Origin of the sequence: Mesonia sp. K4-1 (assembly GCF_008017825.1) — a bacterium.
GTDB lineage: Bacteria > Bacteroidota > Bacteroidia > Flavobacteriales > Flavobacteriaceae > Mesonia.
In genome coordinates this window covers 241,704-264,975 of record NZ_VRLS01000086.1, presented here as the reverse complement: position 1 = coordinate 264,975, position 23,272 = coordinate 241,704, and the positions used below count along the sequence as shown (strand labels likewise).

Here is a 23,272-nt window from a genome sequence, read left to right as displayed (position 1 = left end):
TTATGAGATATGTTTACGGCATTTTATTGCTTTGTTCGGTAGTATTGTGGAGTTCTTGTAGAAAAGATTTTGAAACTACGCCAAGTTCGGGGAAACTTACTTTTTCTAAAGACACGGTTTATCTAGATACTGTTTTTACCAATATTGGTTCTAGCACTTACAATCTAACGGTACACAATAAAAGTGATGATGATATTACCATACCTAATATTCAACTAGCAAAAGGTGAAAGTTCTAATTATCGTTTAAATGTAGACGGTTTACCCGGAAAAAGTTTTCGAGACATCGATATTCTTGCCAATGACAGTATTTTTATTTTCGTAGAAACCACTGCAGATATCGAAAATCTATCTCAAACCGACAATCAATTTCTATATACTGATGCTATAGAATTTGATACCAACAGCAATCAACAAAAAGTAGAATTAGTTACACTTATACAAGATGCTCATTTTTTATATCCTGAAAAATTTGCAGATGGCACTACAGAAGCGCTTTCATTTGGCTTTGATGATGAAGGCAAAGAGATTCTTATTGAAGGATTTGTCTTAGACGACACCGAACTTAATTTCACCAACGAAAAACCCTATGTAATCTACGGTTATGCCGCCGTTCCTTCTAATAAAACACTCACTATTGATGCTGGAGCACGCGTACATTTTCATCGTGAAAGCGGACTTATAGTTGCAGAAAACGGTTCTTTGCACGTAAATGGGGCTTTAAGCAACGATCCCGAAGTTTTAGAGAATGAAGTTATTTTTGAAGGCGATCGATTAGAACCTGCTTTTAGCGATGTTGCTGGTCAATGGGGAGCTATTTGGTTAACAGACGGAAGTACCAATAATCAAATTAATTACGCAACGATTAAAAATGCATCGGTGGGTATACGTATGGATAATAACGATGGAAGTAACCAACCTACCCTAATCATTAAAAATACACAAATTTATAACTCCGCTAATGTTGGACTTTTGGCTAGAACTGGTTTTATTGAAGGAGAAAATCTAGTGATTAACAATAGCGGACAAGCCTCTCTAAACCTTTCCCTTGGCGGAAGATATAACTTTACCAACTCTACTTTTGCAAATTATTTTAACAATGGGTTTAGGCAGTTTCCTGCGGTATTGGTTGAGAATTTATTAGAAACCCAAGAAAACATTTTTGTAGCTGATTTGATTGAAGCTAATTTTTATAACTGTATTATTTACGGAAATGAAAACTTAGAACTTTTATTCTCAAAATCTGAAGAAGCGGCTTTCAATTATAAATTTGAAAACTGCTTAATTAAGTTCAATGATTTTAATAACCTTTATGCAGATATTCCAGAGTATAATTTTGAGAATTCTGCTCTATTTGAAAATATTGTTTTAAATGAAGATCCTATTTTTAAAGCTACAGAGCTTAATCAATTACAAATAGGAGAAGAATCTGCCGCCAACGGCTTGGCAAATCCTACAACAGCAACCGCTCAAGATATTTTAGGAACTTCTAGAGGTAGTTCTCCAGATGCTGGAGCTTATGAAAGTGTTATTTTTGAAGAGTAAGCTTTTCTTCATCTTAAATAAAAAAAAGCATCTTCCGTTAAGAAGATGCTTTTTCGTTTTTTGAAAAAATATAAATTTAGTTACTCATATATTTTTGCATAATAGGCTGCAATTTCATCATATACTTTTGGTTTAAAGACATGCTTGCCTCAACAACAGCTGGAGTTTTTTCTAAAATGTTTTTTCCAGCTGGAGTTTCATAAAAATCCAACATTTTTTGCAAGTCTTCCTTTCCTACTTTTTCAATATAGATATCAGCTATCTCTGAGTACAATCCACTCATTTCTGTTTTCAATTCCTTTTTGAAAGCTTCTCTTTTCCCTTCAGGAATCATAGGCATTACTTGACTTAGTGCTGCATCCATTGTAGAACCAGACTGTACCTCAACAAAGTTTAACATTTCTGTCTTAAAATCGTCTTGAGCAAAAGAGGTAAAACTTAGCATGACCAATCCTGCCGATAAAATTAATTTTTTCATAAGTTATGTTTATTTAGTTTTAATATTAAGCTTGAAATAATGGTCTATGTCCCATCATTTCGTGTATTTCTTGTTTAGTTTTTTCGATAAGGCTTTCGTCTTCAATATTACTAATTACAGCATCTAAAAACCCTACTACTTTATCCATATCTTCTTCTTTCAATCCTCTAGTAGTAATCGCTGGTGTTCCTACACGAATTCCAGAAGTCACAAAAGGAGATTGATCATCAAAAGGAACCATATTTTTATTTACAGTAATTTCAGCTTTAACCAATGTTTCTTCGGCTTGCTTTCCTGTTACTCCTTTATTTCGTAGATCGATTAACATCATATGATTATCGGTTCCTCCAGAAATTACATCGTAACCTCTTTTTACAAATGCTTCAGCCATAGCTTTTGCATTCTTCTTTACCTGTACCATATAATGTAAAAACTCATCAGATAAAGCTTCTTCAAAAGCCACTGCTTTGGCAGCTATAATATGCTCTAAAGGTCCGCCTTGATTTCCTGGAAAAACACCACTATTCAGTAAAGAAGACATTTTCTTTAAATTTCCATTCTTCAATTTTTGTCCGAATGGGTTTTCAAAGTCTTTCCCCATCAAAATCATTCCTCCACGAGGCCCTCTAATGGTTTTATGCGTTGTAGTAGTTACAATATGACAATGCGGTAAAGGATCACCAATTAAACCTTTGGCTATTAAACCTGCAGGGTGCGCCATATCTGCTAACAAGATTGCCCCTACTTCATCTGCTATTTCTCTAAATTTCTTATAATCAAATTCGCGTGAATAAGCCGAAGCTCCAGCAATGATCATTTTTGGCTTTTCTTTTAACGCTACTTCTCTTACATGATCATAGTCAATTAAACCCGTTTCTTTCTTTACTCCGTAAAATACAGGATTGTATAATTTTCCTGAAAAATTAACGGAAGAACCGTGAGTTAAATGTCCGCCGTGAGATAAATCAAACCCTAAGATGGTGTCTCCTGGCTTTAAACATACTGAAAATACAGCAGTATTAGCCTGAGAACCCGAGTGCGGTTGTACATTTACGTATTCGGCATTAAAAAGTTCTTTAGCTCTTTCTATGGCAAGTGTTTCTACTTCATCTACAATTTCACAACCTCCGTAATAACGTTTTCCTGGGTAACCTTCAGCATATTTATTAGTAAGTACAGACCCCGCAGCTTCTAAAACTTGTTCACTTACAAAGTTTTCGCTCGCAATCAATTCCAATCCGTTGATTTGGCGGTTCTTTTCTGCTTCTATTAAATCGAAAATTTGAGTATCTCTATTCATGAGTTAAATAACGTTAAAAATTTTATCAAAAATAAGAAAAGCATTCGGTTAATACATGGAAAATAATATATTTGAATACATATTATTAAAACTATTTGAATTTACATCCATGCAGATAACCGCCAATAATCCCGATAGAAAAACTTGGTTAGATATTACTAAGAATACAGATTTCCCTATTCAGAATATTCCTTTTGGAGTATTTTTAACTAGGGACGATGTCATTACCATTGGTACCAGAATTGGAGATTATGCGATTGATTTAGGCGCTTTACACCAATTAGGGTATTTTGAAGATATTCCATTAACTGATGATATTTTCTTACAAGATACACTAAATGATTTTATTGCTGACGGAAGAAAAACTTGGCGTGCAGTAAGAAATAAGATTGCCGATATTTTTGATGTAAATAACAAAACGCTTCAAGAAAATAAAGAACACCAAAAAGTAATTCTATTCACTCTAGATGAAATAGAAATGCAACTTCCAGTACAAGTTGGCGATTATACCGATTTCTACTCAAGTGAAGAGCATGCTAGAAACGTGGGAGAAATGTTTAGGGGGGCAGATAAGGCTTTATTACCAAACTGGCTTCATATTCCTGTAGCTTATCACGGTAGAAGTTCTTCTATTATCCCTAGTGGGATTCCTATTAGAAGGCCTCACGGACAAAAACTTCCTAACGGATCTGACACGCCTATATTTGGCCCTTCAAGAAATTTAGATTTTGAATTGGAAATGGCTTTTATTACAACTGCTGCCAATCATTTAGGAGAACCTATTCCTGTAAATGATGCAGAAGAACATATTTTTGGTTTAGTATTATTTAATGATTGGAGTGCAAGGGATATTCAAAAATGGGAATATGTTCCACTGGGACCATTTTTAGGAAAAAACTTTGCCTCTACTATTTCTCCATGGATTGTTACTCTAGATGCTTTAGAACCTTATAGAACTGAAGGACCTAAACCTAGTACTAAACAACTCCCTTATTTAAAGTCTAAAGGAAAGAAAACATTTGATATTCATTTACAAGTTGCGATTCAGCCGGAAGGAAAAGAAGAAACTGTTGTTTCTAATACCAATTTTAAGCATTTATATTGGAATATGAGTCAGCAATTAGCTCACCATACGGTTAACGGTTGTCCTGTAAATAGTGGAGATATGATGGGAAGTGGTACTATTTCTGGACCTACCAAAGATAGCTATGGCTCTATGTTAGAACTTTCATGGAATGGGGAAAAGCCAATAAAACTTAAAGAAGGTGGTGATCGTAAGTTTATACAAGATAACGACACCGTTATTTTAAGAGGTCATTGCGAAAATAAAAACACCCGAATAGGATTTGGAGAATGTAGCACCAAAATACTACCACCTCTAAAAAACTAAAAAATTGATATTAAAAAAGCCATTTCTGATTACAGAAATGGCTTTTTTTCTTTTACTTCCGTTTAAAATGACGCGAGTATATCTGCATCAATTTCATGATGTGAAGATTGATGAACTACTACCCGATTCTTTATCACGATCATTTGCGGAGATTGATGCATAACTTTAAACTTTTCAGCTACTGCATTACTAACATTTCTATATTGAAGTAAATCTAAATAGTAAGGTTGCACTTCATCGAGTTCAAAATCATAGCTTTTTTCAAATTGCTTTAAGACTGTTCTACTTATTCCGCAACGGGTAGAATGTTTAAAAATTACTACAGTAACCTCTTCAGATTCATCTAAAATAAGATCCAAATCCTCTTCTTTGGTTAACATTTTCCAAGGAATTTCTTTTATTTCCTTTTTAGCGATATCATCTTGCTTTTTAAATAGCTTATCTAGTATTCCCATTGTAACTTACTTTTTAAAATAAATTTAAGGATATTATTTCTTCTTCTTTCTAACTTTATAAAAAGATTACGATTCAACTTAATTATTTCGCAAATATGCAATATTGTCATATTATTAATACAAAATAATGCCATTTTGACACTTTCGATAAAAGGCATATTATTTGACTAATTCTTATCAAAAATTAACAAGATGAATTTTAATAATTATACTATAAAATCACAAGAGGCGATTCAGCAGGCGCAACAACTTGCTCAAGAATTTGGCCATCAACAAATCGAGAACGAGCATTTATTTAAAGCTATTACCTCGGTAGACGAAAACGTAACTCCATTTTTACTGAAGAAACTTAACATTAATGTGACTTTGTTTAATCAGATATTAGACAAAACCATGGAAAGTTTCCCTAAAGTAAGTGGTGGAGATATCGTGCTTTCACGGGAAGCAGGAAAAACCTTAACGGAAGCATCTTCAATTGCTAAAAAAATGAACGATGAATATGTTTCTGTAGAACATCTCATTTTAGCGATTTTCAATTCTAAAAGTAAAGTTGCTCAAATTTTAAAAGATCAAGGTGCCACAGAAAAAGGTTTGAAAGCTGCCATCGAAGAGCTAAGAAAAGGAGATCGTGTAACTTCTCAAAGTGCAGAAGAAACTTACAACTCTCTAAATAAATATGCTAAAAACCTAAACCAATTAGCCAATAGCGGAAAATTAGATCCTGTAATTGGTCGGGATGAAGAAATAAGAAGAATACTCCAAATTTTATCTCGAAGAACAAAAAACAACCCGATGTTGGTTGGTGAACCTGGAACTGGTAAAACCGCTATTGCAGAAGGTTTAGCACACCGTATTGTTGCTGGAGATGTCCCAGAAAATTTAAAAGATAAGGAGATTTATTCTTTAGATATGGGAGCATTAATTGCTGGAGCAAAATATAAAGGTGAGTTTGAAGAACGTTTAAAATCGGTTATTAAAGAAGTTACTTCTAGCGATGGGAACATTGTACTTTTCATAGATGAAATTCATACACTTGTGGGTGCTGGTGGCGGACAAGGTGCTATGGATGCGGCAAATATTCTTAAGCCTGCATTGGCTAGAGGTGAATTACGTGCCATCGGTGCGACCACCTTAGATGAGTATCAAAAATATTTTGAAAAAGATAAGGCATTAGAACGTCGTTTTCAGCGCGTAACCGTAGATGAACCCGATACCGAAAGTGCTATTTCTATTCTTCGCGGAATTAAAGAAAAATACGAAACTCACCATAAAGTAAGAATTAAAGATGAAGCCATAATCGCTGCAGTAGAACTTTCCCAGCGCTACATTACGAATCGTTTTTTACCTGATAAAGCAATCGATTTAATGGATGAAGCTGCTTCTAAACTCCGTATGGAAATTAATTCTAAGCCTGAAGAGTTAGATGTTTTGGATAGAAAAATCATGCAACTCGAGATTGAGATTGAAGCAATTAAGCGAGAAAAAGATGAAAGTAAACTAAAGATACTTCAAGCAGATTTAGCCAATCTTAAAGAAGATCGAGCTGAACTGAATGCTAAATGGCAAAACGAAAAAGGGATTGTAGATAATATTCAGCAAGCAAAAACCGACATTGAAAACTTTAAGTTAGAAGCTGAACGAGCAGAAAGAGATGGCGATTACGGAAAAGTAGCCGAAATCCGTTATGGAAAGATTAAAGAAGCGCAAGAACGTTTAGAAAAACTTCAAAAAGAAGTGGCTGAGCAAAAAGCAAAAGGCGGAAAATCTTTAATTCAAGAAGAGGTTACTAATGAAGATATTGCTGAAGTTGTAGGAAAATGGACGGGAATACCGATTACCAAAATGCTACAAAGTGAGCGAGAAAAGCTTTTGAATCTAGAAAATGAATTGCACAAACGCGTGGTTGGTCAAGAAGAAGCTATACAAGCGGTGAGTGATGCCATTAGAAGAAGTCGCGCTGGTCTGCAAGATCAAAAAAGACCTATTGGAAGTTTCTTGTTTTTAGGAACAACCGGAGTCGGAAAAACAGAGTTAGCTAAAGCCTTAGCGGAGTATCTTTTTGACGATGATAGCGCAATGACACGAATAGATATGAGTGAATATCAAGAGCGTCATTCGGTAAGTAGATTGGTAGGTGCGCCTCCAGGATATGTAGGTTATGATGAAGGAGGACAATTGACCGAGGCCGTTAGAAGAAAACCTTATTCAGTCGTCTTATTAGATGAGATTGAAAAAGCACATCCCGATACTTTTAATATTCTTTTACAGGTTTTAGATGAAGGTAGGTTGACCGATAATAAAGGACGCTTAGCAGATTTTAGAAATACCATTATCGTAATGACCTCTAATATGGGAAGTCAAATAATTCAAGAAAAATTTGAAGCAGTTAAAGCTATTGAAACTGCTATGGAGAGCGCTAAAATTGAAGTTCTTGGTTTACTAAAACAACAGGTAAGACCTGAGTTTTTAAACAGAATAGATGATATTGTGATGTTTACGCCTTTAAACCAAGAAAATATTCAAGAGATTGTAGGGTTACAATTAAAAGGAGTAAGCAGAATGCTAGCGGAGCAGAATATTACGATAGATGCAACTCAAGAAGCAATCGCACTACTTTCCAAAAAAGGTTTTGACCCTCAGTTTGGAGCAAGACCCGTAAAAAGAACTATTCAGAAAGAAGTACTCAACAAACTTTCTAAAGAAATTCTCTCGGGACGAGTTACCGCAGAAAGTATCATTTTGATAGATGCCTTTGGTGAGGAACTGGTATTTAGAAATGAATCTGAAAAACCTATCATTTCCAATTAATCATTTTTTTAAAAATTAAAAGCTACTCTCATTGGGGGTAGCTTTTTTTATTTCTTATTTTTGCTGAATTCTTAAAATAGTAGATGGTCAATTATATATTTAATAAAATAATGGGATGGAAAATTGAAGGAGAATTTGATCCTTCAATAAAAAAATCTGTTATTATTGTGGTTCCACATACGAGTTGGCATGATTTCTATATTGGTGTTTTTACTAGAAGTATTGTTAAAATCCCGATTGATTTTGTAGGAAAAAAAGAATTGTTCAAATGGCCGTTTGGAGCTTATTTTAGATGGATGGGCGGCACACCTCTAGATAGGAGTAATAGTGAGAATAAAGTGGAAGCTATTGCTAAAATCTTTGCAGAAAAAGAAGAATTTAGACTATCCCTTGCTCCAGAAGGAACACGTAAAAAAGTATTGAATTGGAAAACTGGCTTTTATTATATTGCCTTGGCTGCCAATGTTCCAATCATTCCTGTGGGGTTTGATTATGGAAGAAAAGTGGTCAAAATTGGAGAACCCTTCTACCCTACTAAGAATTACGAAAAAGACCTAAGATTGCTTCAACTATTTTTTAAAGATATTAAAGGAAAAGCAGACCTTTAATTCTCTTTTTTCTCTTTCATTTTAGCAGTCAACTCTTTTAAGCGCGCTTTTCTATCTGCTTTTTCTTGGCGGAGTTTATTTTTCTTCCGATTCATTAACTTCGTATGCTTCGCTTTATTTTTTGTATTTTTTTCTGAACCAGATTTTGCCATTCTAATTTTTCTACAAAGATAAGTTTTTGTTTATAAAAGCAGTTATAGACATTTTTATAGTCGCGGTTTCCTTCGTAAATTGAAATTTATTTTTTCAGCTCAATTCCTTTTATGAAAATACTACATACAGCCGATTGGCATATTGGTAAGCGTTTACACAAACACTACTTGTACGAAGACTTTAATTTGTTTATTCAATGGCTGTGTAAGTTGGTGATCGATGAAAAAATAGAAGTCATCTTAGTTTCGGGAGATGTTTTCGACTTAGCAAACCCTTCCGCGGAAGCGAGAAAACAATATTACCAAACCTTAGTCACCTTAAAAAACTTGAATTGCAGATTGATCATCACAGGAGGAAACCACGATTCTCCCAGTATGTTAGACGCACCAAAAGAGTTGCTTTCGGCTTTACAAATGGATGTTATTGGAGGTTTACCCAAAAATATGGAAGATTGTATCATCCCGTTGCCACACAACGAAAATCCAAAAGTGGTAATTGCAGCCCTTCCCTATTTACGAGATGCAGATGTGCGCCTAGCAAACGAAGGAAATACTTATGAAGAACGTCTCGCAGCAATTAGAAAAGGGATTCAGGCAAAATTTGATGAAACTGCAGAAATTTGTAAAAATAAATATCCCAAGGTTCCTGCATTAGCAATGGGGCATTTGTATGCTGCCGGAGTAAGTACATCGGAGAGTGAACGGGACATCCAGATTGGAAACCAAGCTGCTTTTAAGGCAGAACAATTCAACTCCTATTTTTCTTATGTGGCTTTGGGGCATATTCACCAACCCCAACGCATAAATACTCAAATTCCTACGTTTTATAGTGGTTCTCCTTTAATGCTTTCCTTTAGCGAACGTAAAGATGAAAAACGAGTTTTGTTACTGGATACCAAGAACGGGTTTGAACCTAAAAGCATTCCGATTCCGAGTTTCAGAAAGCTCTTAAAATTAAAAGGAAACCTAGCAGAATTAAAATTGAAGTTAACCGACTTAAAAGTTGAAGAAAATTTGGCGACTTTGGTAGAAATTGAAATGCAAGAAGAGCATTACAGCACTCAAAAATTAGCAGATTTAGATGAATTGGTTAGCAATTTTAATCAAGAAAATGTAGAGATCATTAAGCATCGTGCGCACTTTAAAAATCAGCAACTACAAAGCAGTGAGGTTTTTGGGGCCCAGCAAAATTTGGCCGATTTAAAACCTAAAGAAGTTTTTGAGTCTTTACTGAAAAATGAAGCCTTTTCTGAAGAGGAAAAGCAAGAATTGCTACACACTTTTGATGAATTAAAAGAAATGCAACACACTTCTGATTAAATTTTACCGACTATGAAAATTTTAAAACTTCGCTTTAAAAATATTAATTCGTTAAAAGGTGAGCACGAAGTAGATTTTACACAACCTCCTTTTGTGCAAAACAATTTATTTGCCATTACTGGACCAACAGGAAGCGGGAAAACCACGTTGTTAGATGTCATTTCTTTAGCTTTATTTAATCAAGTTCCAAGGTTGGGAAAAATGAGCACTAACGAAATTGTGAAAAAAGGCGCTATACTTACTCGTAATCAAAGTGAAGCTTTCGCTGAAGTAACTTATGCTTGTATCACTGGAGAATACAGTTCTCGCTGGGAAATTTCTACCAATAGAAATGGTAATCTACGAGATTATGAGATGTTTTTGGCCGATACAGCACAAGTAAACTTAGATTTAAAAAAATCTGAAGTTCCAGGAAAAAATGAGGAACTTATCGGACTTAATTATGAGCAATTCATTAAATCTGTGGTGTTGGCGCAAGGAGATTTCGCCAAGTTCTTACAAGTAAAAAAAGAAGAACGCGGAGAGTTACTGGAAAAAATTACGGGAACCGGAATTTACCGAAAACTAGGACAGTTAGCTTTCTTTAAATACCGTGATTTGGAAAGTGCCGTTAAAAAACAACAAGACAAAATAACCACTTTTGAAGAGCAATTAATTTCGCAGGAAGAATTTGAGGAGAATAAAAAGCAAGCTCAGCATATTCAGGATTTAAAAGACAAGCTTCAAAAAGAAGTAGAGAATTTAAATATTCAAATTACTGACAAAAAAAACTTAATAGAACTTGAAAAAAATATTCAAGGGGTAGAAAATGAACATCTTGAAAATAATAAAGAAAAAAATACTTTCGAGAAAGAAAAAGGAGACGCTTTAAATAAACATCAAGAATTACAGGACTTTACAAATGAAATTAATTCTTGGAATTATACCACATCTCAATTAGAGCAATTAAATGAAAAACGAGTTAACACCGAAGAAAAATTAAAAAAACTCTCAAAAAAACTCCAACAAAATAAGACTAATTTTAGTTCACTTTTTGGTTTAAACACACAAGAAGATAATTTTACACAAAGTTTAAACGATTACAAACAACAGGTACGCAATCTTTATAGCGAACGCCAAAATATTGTAACTGAATTTAAAACCTTATCTAAGAATATTCAGCAGCAATTGATGAGCTTCAATTTAGTTTTATACCAAAATAATCCGCTTGAAACTAAACGTGAGGTAAATATTCTTGTTCAGAAAAAAAATAAAGAGAAAGAAAACTTAGAAGATGAACATTCTTTTTCTACTACCATAGATTTTGAATTGGAGCAGGAAAAAATTCAGCTTCAGCTAAAAAACATTCGAGCTGCAGAAAAAAAACATTTAGAGATTGAGCTACTAAAAAAAGAGAGCGTCAAAGAATCTGAACTTTTAGAGAAGAATCAATTAGACTTAAAAAAACTTCCCCAGCAAATTAAAGGTTTTCAGCAGGAAATTAAGTTGCAAAAAGCTCAATTAGAGGCCAAACAAAATGCACAAAAAGTAGCAGATTTACAAAAAAAATTAGATGATTATCGTCAAGATCTACAGCCCGAAACACCTTGCCCGTTATGCGGAAGTAAAGAACATCCTTTTGCGGAACATTTACCGGTGAACGATGATAAAATTTCTACAGAAATTAGTGTACTGCAGCAATCTTTGCATCAAACTCAAAAGCAGCTTACCCAAGCAGAAACTCAATTAGAAGGATTGCAACAGCAAAATTCTACTTTAGAAAAAAAGATTTTAGAAATTGAAAATAAAATAAAATTTCAGCAGCAAAATTATCAAGAAAAGTTTGCTCGTGAGATTAAGTTATTAAATGAAAATAATTTTGCTGAACTTGAAGGTCGGTTTAATAAAAAAACAAAAGCGCTACAGAAATATAAAGATATTTTGGAGCAACTCATACAGTTACAAAAATTACAAGAATCTATTGATGAGCTAAACGATTTATTGAAGCGTGGTATTCATAAAAAAGAAGCAATACAAAGTTTATATAAAGGTGAGGATTTTGAAAAAGAAATCGGCACAACTGAAAAAGATTACCTAACTCTTACGCAAGAAAACAAACAATTAACAAATGAACAAAAAGCTATTTTTGAGGAGCTTGATCAACTAGAAAAACAGCAAGAAAAAACAAAGCAAACCTTAGAAATCGAATTCAAAAATTTAGGGTATAGTTGCATTGCTTCAGCTATTGATAAACTGTTGCCGCCCTCTTTATTTAAAAAATATTCGGAAGAATTACAAGCTTTAAAAAACAAACAAATTAGATTAAGTTCACGTTTAGAAGAACTTAAAAATCAGCAGAAGGATTTATTAGAAAAAACTACTAAAAAACCACTAGAAGAGTTAAAAGAGAACTCTAAAGATCAAGAAAATAAAAGAAAAGAAGCTGAAATTCAGCTCAATGAATTACAACGTATTATAAAAAATCAAGAGCAGTATTTAAAACAAATTTCGAAGATAAAAGCAGGAATTAGTCAGCAGTTGAAAACAAACAAACGCTGGAAAATTTTAAATGATTTAATTGGAGATTCTAAAGGGAAAAAATTTAATGATTACGCACAAGACCTAACGCTATCCCAATTATTAATGTTGGCTAATAAGCGTCTCGTCTTACTTACAGATCGTTATAAAATGGATAAACCTTTGGCAGATGAAGATGATAGTTTAGTGGCAATAGACGAGCATATGGGCGGACAAAGACGTTCGGTAAAGACGCTTTCTGGCGGAGAAACTTTTTTACTAAGTTTAGCATTAGCATTAGCTTTATCTGATTTTGCTTCTAGAAATGTAGAGATTAACTCCTTATTTATAGATGAAGGCTTTGGTACATTAGACCCTGAAACCTTAGACCAAACTTTAGATACGTTAGAAGTTCTTCAAGCCAAATCTTCTAAAATGATTGGGGTAATTAGTCACGTAACCAGCTTAAAAGAACGTATTGCCACACAGATACAACTAAGCCAGAATGGACAAGGGTATAGTAGTTTGAAGGTGGTGTAAAGAAAAGCCCTCAATTAAATATTGAGGGCTTTTTTTATATCCTAATAAATATTTTACTTAGCTATATTTACTGCTCTTGTTTCTCTAATTACAGTTACTTTAACCTGACCTGGATAAGTCATATCGGTTTGAATTTTCTGAGAGATTTCAAAAGATAAATTAGATGCTTTATCGTCGTTCACCTTTTCACTCTCTACAATCACTCTTAACTCTCTTCCTGCTTGGATAGCGTATGCCTTTTTAACTCCAGTAAAGCCAAATGCAATTTCTTCTAAGTCTTTTAAACGTTGAATATAAGAATCTAAAACTTGACGTCTTGCACCTGGTCTTGCTCCGCTTATAGCATCACAAACTTGAATAATAGGTGATAATAATGAAGTCATTTCTACCTCATCGTGGTGAGCTCCAATCGCGTTACAAACTTCTGGTTTCTCACCGTATTTTTCTGCCCATTGCATTCCTAAAATTGCGTGAGGCACTTCTGTTTCTGTATCAGGCACTTTTCCTATATCGTGTAACAATCCGGCACGTTTAGCTAATTTTGGATTTAAACCTAATTCTGCTGCCATTACACCACATAATTTTGCTACTTCTCTAGAGTGTTGCAATAGATTTTGTCCATAAGAAGAACGGTACTTCATTCTACCAACAATCTTAATCAATTCTGGGTTTAAGCCGTGAATTCCTAGATCGATTACAGTACGTTTACCTATTTCAATGATTTCTTCATCAATTTGCTTACGAGTTTTCTTTACAACTTCCTCGATACGTGCAGGGTGAATACGCCCGTCGGTTACTAATTTATGAAGAGAAAGTCTTGCTACCTCTCTACGAACTGAATCAAAACAAGAAAGAATAATTGCTTCTGGGGTATCATCTACAATGATCTCAACTCCTGTTGCCGCTTCAATAGCTCTAATATTACGCCCTTCACGACCAATAATTCTACCTTTTACATCGTCACTTTCTAAATTAAATACAGAAACACAGTTTTCTACTGCTTCTTCTGTTCCAATTCGCTGGATCGTATTAATAATGATCTTTTTTGCTTCTTGTTGAGCCGTCATTTTAGCTTCTTCAATCGTGTCTTGAATAATCACCATAGCATCGGTTTTAGCCGATTCTTTTAATGACTCTACTAATTGAGCTTTTGCTTCTTCTGCGCTTACACCACTAATTACCTCTAACTGCTTAATTGCATTTTGGTGGACTTTATCAATCTCCTCCTGCTTCTTTTCTAGGTAATCGTTTCTAAAATCGTAATCTTTAACTTTATCCTCTAAATCTTTATTTAATTTCTTGTTTTTTGAAAGTTCAGATGAAACCTGAGATTCTTTATCCCTTGTTCTCTTTTCTGCATCAGCAATTTTTTTATCTCTAGATAAAATAACTTTTTCATGCTCAGACTTAAGTTCGATAAACTTTTCTTTAGCCTGTAAAATTTTATCTTTCTTTTTACTTTCTCCATCCGCCTTAGCTTCCTTCAAAATAGACGCTGCTTCTTTTTTTGCTTCTGCAACAATAGAATTTGCGCTCTTGCTCTGCGATGATTTAACGATAAAATAGGCAATAATAGCTCCTACTATTATTCCTATGACTGCTCCTATAATTAATTGTATATCCATAAATTTTATATATAAAAAAAGCCTGTATTAGCATAGATTTTGTATAAACTCCTTTAAACAAGTATAGGGCTAACAAGCTGATCAAGGATCCGTTCTAAGACGGCTTGCTTTTACAACTTAGACTCACCCTTTTTAAAAGAATAAGTGTTGAGTTTATCAAATATAAATAACTAATACAGGCAGTAAACCTTTGTTTTTATTTTAAAGAACGTTATTATTTTAAGTGATCATCCAAAACTGCAACCAAGTCGCTTAATTTTTGTCTTGCATCTATCACTTCTTTATCATTATTTATTGAATGCTGTTCGGTCTTTGCTGCAAATTGTAAAGCGCACATCGCTAATACATCCTGCTTATCCCTAACGGCATAACTCTGCTCAAATTGCTTAATAACTTCTTCTATCTTTTTTGCAGCTTTACGCAAACCTTCTTCTTGGCTTGGCGCAATGGTTAAGGGGTACACCCTGTCTGCTATAGATAGTTTTATTTTTAATTTGTCACTCATTCAAAATTATTCAGAGAGTTGAACAATACATTGATCTATCTCTCGTATTAAGCTATTTATTTTGAGCTTTGTTTCTCTTTTGTGTTCGTTACTGCCTAGTATAGCGTTAGCAGATTTTAGTGTTTGATTTTCTTGTGAAAGTGACTCTAAACCAGTTTGAAGTTCTAGTATTCTACTTTTATTTTCTTCTATGATTTCTTCTAATTCGTTATTTTTCTGCTTTAAAAGTTCATATTTATGTAGTAGTTTACTAATCTTATTTTCAAGTGAATCAACTATTTCAATCAAATTACTCATCTGCTATTCACGTAATACTTATCTATACAAAGTTAACATACCTTTATCAATATGGCAACAGTTTTCTTTATCTATTTTAAAAGATTGCGTTACTTCGCTGGATTTCATCAATATATTTTGTTTTTATAATAATTAGTCTATATTTAAAGTTAACCATATTTCTAATCCTTATTTATGAGATTTATTTTTTTACTCTTGTTACCATTATTCCTCTGCTCTCCTGTAAAAGCGCAAGAAGATTTACCGCAAGATTACTTTTCAAGTCCGCTAGAAATCCCTTTAATTCTTTCGGGAACCTTCGCCGAATTAAGATCCAATCATTTTCATAGCGGATTAGATATTAAAACTCATCAAAAAACAGGTTTAAATGTCCTCGCTTCCGCGGAAGGATATGTAAGTAGGATTAAAGTTTCCCATTTTGGTTATGGAAAAGCCCTTTACATTCAACATCCCAATGGTTACACTACAGTTTATGCACACTTAAAAAAATTCTCTCCAGCCATACAAGCCTATATTAGAAAGGTGCAATATGCAAAAGAAAGCTATGAAGTAGAAGTTTTTCCTAATGCTAACGAACTGCCTGTAACACAAAACGAACTTATTGCGTACAGCGGAAACAGTGGCGGTAGTGGCGGTCCGCATTTACATTTCGAAATTAGAGATGCTGCAGCAAGCCCAATGAATCCATTAGATTTTGGTTTTAAAATTGAAGATAATTCTCATCCTTTAATTGAAGGAGTGTTTGTATATCCGCAGGGAGAAAACTCTCACGTTAATCAAAATAATAACCGACAAAAATTGAGAGTGATTCCTTTAGGAAACGGAAATTATATTACTGAAAATTTTGAAGCGTACGGCACTTTAGGTTTTGGGGTTTCTACAGTAGACCGGTTAGATTTTGCTCCCAACAAAAATGGCGTATATCAAATAAAAACTTCCGTTAACGGAAATAAATTGATGCAAATAGATTTCAAAAAGTTCTCTTTTTCTGAAAGTAGATATATTAATCGTTTTATAGACTATGCTTACTATAAGAATGAACGAAATCGTGTACAGAAACTATTTAAAGAAGATAATAACCCTTTAAGCATCATTACCACTTACGGGGAAAAAGGTTTTGTAAATGTTCAAGATAGCTTAGACTACAATTATACGATAGAAGTAAAAGATTTTAAAGGAAACACCAGTACTATTAAAGTTCCTATTATTAGTAAAACCTTTTCTTTGGAAGAAATTACTCCTAAAAAAATTGACAGTACGGCTTATTTTGCAAAAGCAGGACAAGCAATCGCTTTTGACGAAGATGGTTTTGATATTTATATTCCTAAAGGCGCTTTATATGAAGACGCTTATTTAGATATACAAAAAGACGGAGAAGGAATAAAAGTACATCACGACAGCACTCCTCTACATAAAAATATGACTATTGGTTTTGATGTAAGCAATTACACCGTAAAAGATAGAGAACAGCTATATGTAGCAAGAATGACCGATTGGGGAGCTGCTTATTATGTTGATACTTATAAGAAAAACAACCGTTTTAGCGTTAGCACAAAAACCTTCGGTAAATATGAACTTAAACAAGATAGTGTAGGACCTAAGATTACTCCTATAAATTTTAGAGAAAAACGATGGATGTCTAGTGAAAATGAATTGATCTTTAAGATTGAAGATGAACTCACCAATATTGGGGGCTACCGAGCTACTATTAACGGAAAATTTATATTGATGGAGTATGATTATAAAACAGACAGACTGGTATATTACTTTGAGGATGATATCATAAAAGAAACCGAAAACAAATTAAAACTTATCGTACTTGATAATGTAGGAAATAGTACTACATTTGAAGGTACATTTTTCAGAAAAAATTAAACCTACAATCCTTTGAAAAGTTTTCTTTACTTAGCCCTTCTCCTATTTTCTACGACTTTACTTGCGCAAACTGCCCAAATAAAAGGAATTATACTTGATGAAAGCAAGACCCCTATTCCATCTGTGAATGTTAGCTATCTAGATGGCGGAACACTTACGAATGAAAACGGTTTTTATAATCTAGCTATACCTGCAAATAAAAATATAACCGTAACCATTAGCTATGTAGGATTTAAAAAAGTGGTTTTTACAGTTAATTTAAAAGAAGGTGAAGACAAAGAAATTAACCCAGTTTTAAAAACTGACATCGAGCAAATAAGTACCGTAATTATTACAGGAGATCGAAGAAGTAAAGTAGAAGGCCTTATTACCATTTCACCTAAAACGATAAGAAAAATACCGGGGGCCAATGCCGGTGTAGAAAATTTACTAAAAACTTTACCTGGGGTTTCTTCTAACAATGAATTAAGTACACAATATTCCGTTAGAGGAGGAAACTATGATGAAAACCTTGTTTACGTTAATGAAATAGAAGTTTATCGTCCTTTTTTAATTCGTTCTGGACAACAAGAAGGTTTAAGCTTTGTAAATACCGATATGGTTAGAAATGTTGACTTTTCTGCTGGAGGTTTTCAAGCCAAATACGGAGATAAACTCTCTTCTGTATTAAGTATTGATTATAGAAGACCTGTAGATTTTGGAGCTTCTCTCCAAGCCAGTTTATTAGGAGCAAGCGCATCTGTAGAAGGTGTTTCTAAAAATAAGAAGCTGTCTGCTATTATAGGTCTAAGGTACAGAGATAATAGTCTTTTTGTAAATGCTAAAGAAACAGAGAGTAACTTTAAACCTCGCTTTGCCGATGCTCAGACTTATCTTAGCTATCAAGTAAATGACAAGTTTGAATTAGGTTTTTTAGGAAATGTTTCTATCAATAAATACGATTACGAACCCTTTACGAGACAAACCAATTTTGGTACCATTCAAGACCCCAAAGCTTTACTCATCTTTTATGAAGGACAGGAAAAAGATCAATACGAAACCTATTTCGCGGCTTTAAAAGGCTCTTATGAAATTTCAGATAATTATACCGCTAAGCTTATTGGTTCGGTTTTCAATACGCAAGAGCAAGAGCATTATGATATTTTAGCAGAATACCGATTAGGTGATGTAAATACTGATATTGGAAGCTCAGATCTTGGAGAAGTTGAATTTTCTGAAGGTGTTGGAGCTCAACTTACCCACGCAAGAAACGATCTAGATGCTTTAATTTTCAATGTGGAACATAAAGGAATTTTAAAAATTAAAGATCATCAAATTGATTACGGAATTAAATATACGCATGAAGACATTAGAGACCGTATTCAAGAATATGAAATTATAGATTCTGCTGGATTTTCTATAAGACCTCCTTTTGAAGATTTTCAAAACAATCAGCCTTATGAAGCTTTTGACGCTCCCCTAGAATCTTTTAATAGTGTAAGAGCGTTTAATTCTACTCAAATTAATAGAATACAGTCTTATGTACAATGGAGCTATAAAACTACTTTAGGAGAAAGTGATGCTTGGTTTAACGCTGGTGTACGTTCTCATACTTGGGCAGTAACTAATGATGATGAAACCGCTTCCGCGCAAAGCGTTATTAGTCCGCGTGCCCAATTTGCCATTCAGCCTAATTGGGAAGCAGATATGTTATTTAGGCTTTCTGGAGGGTATTATTATCAACCTCCTTTTTATAGGGAGTTAAGAGGACAAACGGGTGAAGTTAATCCAAATGTAAAAGCTCAAAAATCTGTGCATTTTGTATTAGGAAATGACTATAGTTTTAAAGCGGGAGACAGACCATTTAAGCTGGTTTCTGAAGCATATTATAAAAAGTTAACTGATGTAAATCCTTATACTTTAGAAAATGTTAGAATACGTTATGAGGCTGCTAATATTGCTGAAGCGTATGCTTATGGATTTGATTTTAGGTTAAACGGTGAGTTCGTAGCAGGAACCGAGAGCTGGTTAAGTTTTGGTTATTTAAAAACCGAAGAGAACATTAACGACAGAGGTTACATCTCACGCCCTACCGATCAACGTCTAAAATTCGCTGTGTTATTCCAGGATTATGTTCCTAAAATACCAAGCTTAAAAATGTATTTAAATTTAGTGTATAATACTGGATTGCCTGGCGGTTCTCCTAATTATGCAGATCCATACGACTATCAAACGCGCTTACCAGATTACAGAAGAGCCGATGTTGGCTTTTCTTATGTAATTGTAGATCCTTCTGAAAACAACACCAATACAAATTGGTTAAAAGCATTTGAAGAGTTAAATATCGGAATAGAAATTTTTAACCTATTTGATAATCAAAACTCTATTACCAATACTTTTATAAGAGATGTATACACCAAGAGGTTATATTCAATACCTAATTATTTATCTCCTCGAGTATTTAATGTAAAACTTTCGATGAGGTTCTAAATAAAAGTGTTTACTAGATATTATCTTTTAGGTTTTCGCAAAACCAATCTGCTAATTACCCGATTTCATAACTCACCTAATAAAATAAGCTAGTTTTATTTAGAACATATGAGTCTTGGACATTTTAGCCAATTTTCATAAATATCTTCAGAAACCCAAATACCTTATTGAGTGATAAATAAATGCGAGAAGTGATCTTAAAAACAAAAAACCGCAACATTGTTGCGGTTTTTTTTTGCGGAGAAAGAGGGATTCGAACCCCCGGAGGTGTGACCCTCAACAGTTTTCAAGACTGCCGCATTCGACCACTCTGCCATTTCTCCTTGAGTGCCTCATCAGGTATTCCCTGAATGCGAGTGCAAATATAAAAGCTTTTTTCAATTCACAAAAATAATTTTATACTTTTTTTTTAAGAATTTCTATTTGATAAAATTCTCATTAATTTAATACCTTGTACCACTATAAATTAAGCTAAAATAAATGATGAGAAAAATTTTATTATTTGCAGCTATAGGAACAATTTTTTCTTGTAGCGTTCAAAAAGACAAAGCAGTATCTGAAGCCAATGTAGAAACCTACGGTAATTCAATTACAGTTACAGAATTAAAGGATCACCTCTATACTTTTGCCTCAGATGAGTTTCAAGGTCGCGATACAGGTGAACCCGGACAAAAGAAAGCTGCTGAGTATTTAAAAAAAGAATATAAAAAAATGGACGTACCTTCTCCTTTAGGCGGAGATGATTACTACCAAATAATACCCTCAAGTTATTTTAACGATAGATATAATGATTCAGAAAATGTAGTTGCATTTATTGAAGGTAGTGAGTTTCCTGAAGAGATTGTCGTGATCTCTGCTCATTATGATCATATTGGCGTGAACGATGAAGGTAATATTTATAATGGAGCCGATGATGATGGCTCAGGAACAGTAGCTATGTTAGAAATCGCTGAAGCTTTTCAAGAAGCAGCAAAAGATGGTTACCGACCTAGAAGATCGATCCTGTTCTTACACGTAACTGGTGAGGAAAAAGGTTTATTAGGTTCAAAATATTATACCGAGAACCCTATTTTTCCTTTAGAAAATACAGTGACCGACTTAAATACAGACATGATAGGTAGAATTGATCCTGCTCACGAAGGTAAGGATGACTACATTTACCTTATCGGAAGTGATAAATTAAGTACAGATCTGCATAACTTATCGGAAGAAATGAACAATAAATATGTGAATCTAGACTTAGATTATACCTATAATGATGATAATGACCCTAATCGTTTTTATTACAGAAGTGATCATTATAATTTTGCTAAACATAATATTCCTGTTATTTTTTACTTTAACGGAACTCACGCAGATTATCACAAAGCAACTGACACACCAGACAAAATTGAATACGAATTAATGACTAAGCGAACTAAACTTATTTTTTATACTGCTTGGGAAGTTGCCAATAGAGATGAAAGGCTAGTGGTTGATAAAGCTAACTAAATCATCAAATAGATTTCAAATAAAAAAAAGCAGCTCTTTGGAGCTGCTTTTTTCATTTGAGATTATTTACTTGTAATCGGCAGTGATTTTTGATAATTTTTGGGGTACTTGACCATTTGCGAAACTAATAATTAATCTTCCTCCTTCCATCAACAATGTTCCCTCTTTCACCTTAAAATAACCTGCACTACCCTTGCAATAACAGAATCTTCCGTAAAGAAAGTTAACATCTGCTAATTCAGCATTTTCTAGATTTATGGAATCAATTCCGTCTTTTACTTCAAAATAGATTTCTTCGCGATAATGACCGTCTGTTTCAGTTTTATCTGCATTTTCATTATATACAAACTTTATAGTATTTGTATCTTTAGCGTCTACAAAATCTGGATAAAGCATATTAGCTGTATCTGTTTTGAAATCCATTTTCGTATTTTGCATTACTTCAAAACTACATTCCCCTCCTGATAAACAACCCGATACTAAACTTATTTCATTTATATAATTTGACATCTCTTGCTTGTCATCGGTATTTCCTTCGTTAGAAGATACATCATTAATTGTTTTAGTGCCATTACAAGCAAATAGTATTAACACTAAACTTAAGGCGAGAACGCTCTTCATAAATTTGATTTTTATTAATATATAATAAAAGTAATTTTTTTAAAATGTAAACTCAATTAAAAATGAAAAGAATAACTTTTGTTTAACTTATTTTATTTTACATTAAACAAAATATAGGTTAATTTAGCTTTATGAAAATTTATAGACTACACGAAAAGCAAAATCTTCCTATATCAACTACTGAAGCTTGGGATTTTTTATCCAATCCTAAAAATCTAAAAGTAATTACTCCAGATTATATGGGCTTCAATATTTTGACTGAAGAAAATAAAAGCATGTATGCTGGCCAGATTATTCAATATATAGTTACCCCTATTGCTGGTATTAAAACTAAATGGGTATCTGAAATTACTCACGTAAAAGAGGGCGAATATTTTGTGGATGAACAACGTTTTGGCCCTTATTCCTTATGGCATCATAAACACTTTATTAAAGAAGTTGAAGGTGGGGTGCAAATGGAGGATATTGTAGATTATAAATTACCCTTAGGTGTTTTAGGTCAGATGGTGCATCCTTTTCTGGTTAAACCTAAATTAAGAGAAATATTTGAGTATAGAAAAAGTAAACTTACTGAAATGTTTGGAACTCTTTAAAATTCACGATTATGAAAAATATTTTACTCATTGGCGGTAGCCACGGAATCGGATTAGAAGTTGTAAAACAACTGCATACTAACAACAATGTTATTGTAGCTTCAAGAACTAATGATCACTTAAAAGAGTTAAATGTAACTCACCACACATTTGATGCTTACAAAGATAATTTAGAAGATCTAGATCTGCCAGAACAATTGGATGGTTTTATTTATTGCCCTGGCACAATCAATTTAAAACCCTTCAAAATGCTTAAACAAGAAGATTTTGAAGATGATTTGCATAAAAACTTTATTAGTTTAACAAATTGTACCCGAGCAATACTTCCTCGTTTAAAAAAATCTAATCAAGCTAGTATTATTTATTTTAGTACCGTGGCAGTTAAATTAGGGATGCCTTTTCATACTAGCGTTGCTGCTTCTAAAGGAGCAATTGAAGGTTTTGCCAAAGCACTTTCGGCAGAATATGCCCCAAAAATAAGGATTAATGTAATAGCACCTTCCCTCACCAATACCAGCTTGTCTAACCATATTTTGAACAATGACAAGAAAAAAAAATTGATGGATGAAAGACATCCGCTTAAGCGTGTGGGAGAAGCAATAGATATTGCAAATGCAACTACTTACCTCCTTTCTGATAAAAGTAGTTGGATGACGGGGCAGGTAATCCATCTTGATGGCGGAATGTCAACTTTAAAAGTATAAG

19 protein-coding genes, 1 tRNA gene and 1 other RNA gene are annotated in these 23,272 nt (G+C 33.7%); 11 read left to right on the top strand and 10 right to left on the bottom strand.

Translation table 11 applies throughout. The annotated features are described in order from the left end of the window. Positions 1 to 2: 2 nt before the first annotated feature. Positions 3 to 1,544, top strand: a complete 1,542-nt coding sequence (locus tag FT986_RS13445; RefSeq protein ID WP_147865494.1) for a hypothetical protein — start codon at positions 3 to 5, stop codon at positions 1,542 to 1,544. Positions 1,545 to 1,620: 76 nt separating this feature from the next. On the opposite strand, the gene FT986_RS13440 is transcribed toward FT986_RS13445, so the two are convergent. Together FT986_RS13440 and glyA are read right to left on the bottom strand one after the other, a co-directional pair. After that, a complete protein-coding gene (locus FT986_RS13440) occupies positions 1,621 to 2,022 on the bottom strand; it encodes a DUF2059 domain-containing protein (protein ID WP_147865493.1) in 402 nt (133 codons plus the stop codon). Between the two features lie 25 nt (positions 2,023 to 2,047). After that, the gene (gene glyA / locus FT986_RS13435; protein WP_147865492.1) at positions 2,048 to 3,322 is read right to left on the bottom strand and encodes a serine hydroxymethyltransferase; all 1,275 of its coding nucleotides are present in this window, start codon (positions 3,320 to 3,322) and stop codon (positions 2,048 to 2,050) included. A gap of 109 nt (positions 3,323 to 3,431) precedes the next feature. Between glyA and fahA the strand changes: the two genes are divergently transcribed. Continuing rightward, a complete protein-coding gene (gene fahA / locus FT986_RS13430) occupies positions 3,432 to 4,712 on the top strand; it encodes a fumarylacetoacetase (protein ID WP_147865652.1) in 1,281 nt (426 codons plus the stop codon). Positions 4,713 to 4,774: 62 nt separating this feature from the next. On the opposite strand, the gene ytxJ is transcribed toward fahA, so the two are convergent. Beyond that, complete coding sequence (gene ytxJ, locus FT986_RS13425; RefSeq protein ID WP_147865491.1) at positions 4,775 to 5,167, bottom strand: bacillithiol system redox-active protein YtxJ; 393 nt, start codon at positions 5,165 to 5,167, stop codon at positions 4,775 to 4,777. 192 nt (positions 5,168 to 5,359) lie between these two features. On the opposite strand from ytxJ, the gene clpB reads away from it, so the two are divergent. Further along, positions 5,360 to 7,975 carry an ATP-dependent chaperone ClpB gene (clpB, locus tag FT986_RS13420; RefSeq protein ID WP_147865490.1) on the top strand — a complete coding sequence of 872 codons (2,616 nt, stop codon included), beginning with the start codon at positions 5,360 to 5,362 and terminating at the stop codon, positions 7,973 to 7,975. Between the two features lie 110 nt (positions 7,976 to 8,085). Further along, positions 8,086 to 8,583: a 1-acyl-sn-glycerol-3-phosphate acyltransferase gene (locus FT986_RS13415; protein WP_255505976.1), complete on the top strand. Its 498-nt coding sequence runs from the start codon at positions 8,086 to 8,088 to the stop codon at positions 8,581 to 8,583. Here FT986_RS13415 and FT986_RS16005 read toward each other — a convergent pair. Continuing rightward, complete coding sequence (locus FT986_RS16005) at positions 8,580 to 8,735, bottom strand: hypothetical protein (RefSeq protein WP_170116594.1); 156 nt, start codon at positions 8,733 to 8,735, stop codon at positions 8,580 to 8,582. The two genes, FT986_RS13415 and FT986_RS16005, sit on opposite strands and share 4 nt — an antisense overlap. A 111-nt stretch (positions 8,736 to 8,846) precedes the next feature. On the opposite strand from FT986_RS16005, the gene FT986_RS13410 reads away from it, so the two are divergent. After that, a complete protein-coding gene (locus FT986_RS13410; RefSeq protein ID WP_147865489.1) occupies positions 8,847 to 10,055 on the top strand; it encodes an exonuclease SbcCD subunit D C-terminal domain-containing protein in 1,209 nt (402 codons plus the stop codon). Positions 10,056 to 10,067: 12 nt separating this feature from the next. After that, positions 10,068 to 13,091, top strand: a complete 3,024-nt coding sequence (locus FT986_RS13405; protein WP_147865488.1) for an AAA family ATPase — start codon at positions 10,068 to 10,070, stop codon at positions 13,089 to 13,091. 53 nt (positions 13,092 to 13,144) lie between these two features. On the opposite strand, the gene rny is transcribed toward FT986_RS13405, so the two are convergent. From rny to FT986_RS13385, 4 genes are all read right to left on the bottom strand, one after another. Further along, positions 13,145 to 14,716, bottom strand: coding sequence for a ribonuclease Y (gene rny, locus FT986_RS13400; RefSeq protein ID WP_111540990.1), 1,572 nt, complete (start codon positions 14,714 to 14,716; stop codon positions 13,145 to 13,147). A gap of 45 nt (positions 14,717 to 14,761) precedes the next feature. Beyond that, a non-coding RNA gene (gene ssrS / locus FT986_RS13395) (6S RNA) lies at positions 14,762 to 14,869 on the bottom strand. Between the two features lie 61 nt (positions 14,870 to 14,930). Beyond that, a complete protein-coding gene (locus FT986_RS13390) occupies positions 14,931 to 15,221 on the bottom strand; it encodes a cell division protein ZapA (RefSeq protein ID WP_111540989.1) in 291 nt (96 codons plus the stop codon). 6 nt (positions 15,222 to 15,227) lie between these two features. Then, complete coding sequence (locus FT986_RS13385) at positions 15,228 to 15,518, bottom strand: hypothetical protein (protein ID WP_147865487.1); 291 nt, start codon at positions 15,516 to 15,518, stop codon at positions 15,228 to 15,230. A gap of 174 nt (positions 15,519 to 15,692) precedes the next feature. Between FT986_RS13385 and FT986_RS13380 the strand changes: the two genes are divergently transcribed. After that, positions 15,693 to 17,393, top strand: coding sequence for a M23 family metallopeptidase (locus FT986_RS13380; RefSeq protein WP_147865486.1), 1,701 nt, complete (start codon positions 15,693 to 15,695; stop codon positions 17,391 to 17,393). 12 nt (positions 17,394 to 17,405) lie between these two features. Next, positions 17,406 to 19,862, top strand: coding sequence for a TonB-dependent receptor (locus tag FT986_RS13375; RefSeq protein WP_147865485.1), 2,457 nt, complete (start codon positions 17,406 to 17,408; stop codon positions 19,860 to 19,862). A gap of 238 nt (positions 19,863 to 20,100) precedes the next feature. On the opposite strand, the gene FT986_RS13370 is transcribed toward FT986_RS13375, so the two are convergent. Next, positions 20,101 to 20,185, bottom strand: a tRNA-Ser gene (locus FT986_RS13370). A 160-nt stretch (positions 20,186 to 20,345) separates the two neighbouring features. On the opposite strand from FT986_RS13370, the gene FT986_RS13365 reads away from it, so the two are divergent. Next, a complete protein-coding gene (locus FT986_RS13365; protein ID WP_147865651.1) occupies positions 20,346 to 21,353 on the top strand; it encodes a M28 family metallopeptidase in 1,008 nt (335 codons plus the stop codon). Between the two features lie 66 nt (positions 21,354 to 21,419). Here FT986_RS13365 and FT986_RS13360 read toward each other — a convergent pair whose 3' ends face one another. Further along, entirely contained in the window at positions 21,420 to 21,974 is a 555-nt protein-coding gene (locus FT986_RS13360) for a hypothetical protein (RefSeq protein WP_147865484.1), read from the bottom strand. 131 nt (positions 21,975 to 22,105) lie between these two features. Between FT986_RS13360 and FT986_RS13355 the strand changes: the two genes are divergently transcribed. Together FT986_RS13355 and FT986_RS13350 are read left to right on the top strand one after the other, a co-directional pair. Further along, complete coding sequence (locus FT986_RS13355; protein ID WP_147865483.1) at positions 22,106 to 22,567, top strand: SRPBCC family protein; 462 nt, start codon at positions 22,106 to 22,108, stop codon at positions 22,565 to 22,567. An 8-nt stretch (positions 22,568 to 22,575) separates the two neighbouring features. Continuing rightward, on the top strand, positions 22,576 to 23,271 hold the full coding sequence (locus FT986_RS13350; protein WP_147865482.1) for an SDR family NAD(P)-dependent oxidoreductase: 696 nt from the start codon (positions 22,576 to 22,578) through the stop codon (positions 23,269 to 23,271). The last annotated feature ends 1 nt before the right edge of the window (position 23,272 follow it).

Coding starts and splice junctions, on each gene's coding strand:
- FT986_RS13410 (WP_147865489.1), top strand. CDS start 8,847: ATGAAAATACTACATACAGCCGATTGGCATATTGGTAAGCGTTTACAC.
- FT986_RS13365 (WP_147865651.1), top strand. CDS start 20,346: ATGAGAAAAATTTTATTATTTGCAGCTATAGGAACAATTTTTTCTTGT.
- FT986_RS13390 (WP_111540989.1), bottom strand. CDS start 15,221: ATGAGTGACAAATTAAAAATAAAACTATCTATAGCAGACAGGGTGTAC.
- FT986_RS13445 (WP_147865494.1), top strand. CDS start 3: ATGAGATATGTTTACGGCATTTTATTGCTTTGTTCGGTAGTATTGTGG.
- FT986_RS13405 (WP_147865488.1), top strand. CDS start 10,068: ATGAAAATTTTAAAACTTCGCTTTAAAAATATTAATTCGTTAAAAGGT.
- FT986_RS13360 (WP_147865484.1), bottom strand. CDS start 21,974: ATGAAGAGCGTTCTCGCCTTAAGTTTAGTGTTAATACTATTTGCTTGT.
- FT986_RS16005 (WP_170116594.1), bottom strand. CDS start 8,735: ATGGCAAAATCTGGTTCAGAAAAAAATACAAAAAATAAAGCGAAGCAT.
- rny (WP_111540990.1), bottom strand. CDS start 14,716: ATGGATATACAATTAATTATAGGAGCAGTCATAGGAATAATAGTAGGA.
- clpB (WP_147865490.1), top strand. CDS start 5,360: ATGAATTTTAATAATTATACTATAAAATCACAAGAGGCGATTCAGCAG.
- FT986_RS13380 (WP_147865486.1), top strand. CDS start 15,693: ATGAGATTTATTTTTTTACTCTTGTTACCATTATTCCTCTGCTCTCCT.
- fahA (WP_147865652.1), top strand. CDS start 3,432: ATGCAGATAACCGCCAATAATCCCGATAGAAAAACTTGGTTAGATATT.
- glyA (WP_147865492.1), bottom strand. CDS start 3,322: ATGAATAGAGATACTCAAATTTTCGATTTAATAGAAGCAGAAAAGAAC.
- FT986_RS13415 (WP_255505976.1), top strand. CDS start 8,086: ATGGGATGGAAAATTGAAGGAGAATTTGATCCTTCAATAAAAAAATCT.
- FT986_RS13440 (WP_147865493.1), bottom strand. CDS start 2,022: ATGAAAAAATTAATTTTATCGGCAGGATTGGTCATGCTAAGTTTTACC.
- FT986_RS13385 (WP_147865487.1), bottom strand. CDS start 15,518: ATGAGTAATTTGATTGAAATAGTTGATTCACTTGAAAATAAGATTAGT.
- FT986_RS13355 (WP_147865483.1), top strand. CDS start 22,106: ATGAAAATTTATAGACTACACGAAAAGCAAAATCTTCCTATATCAACT.
- ytxJ (WP_147865491.1), bottom strand. CDS start 5,167: ATGGGAATACTAGATAAGCTATTTAAAAAGCAAGATGATATCGCTAAA.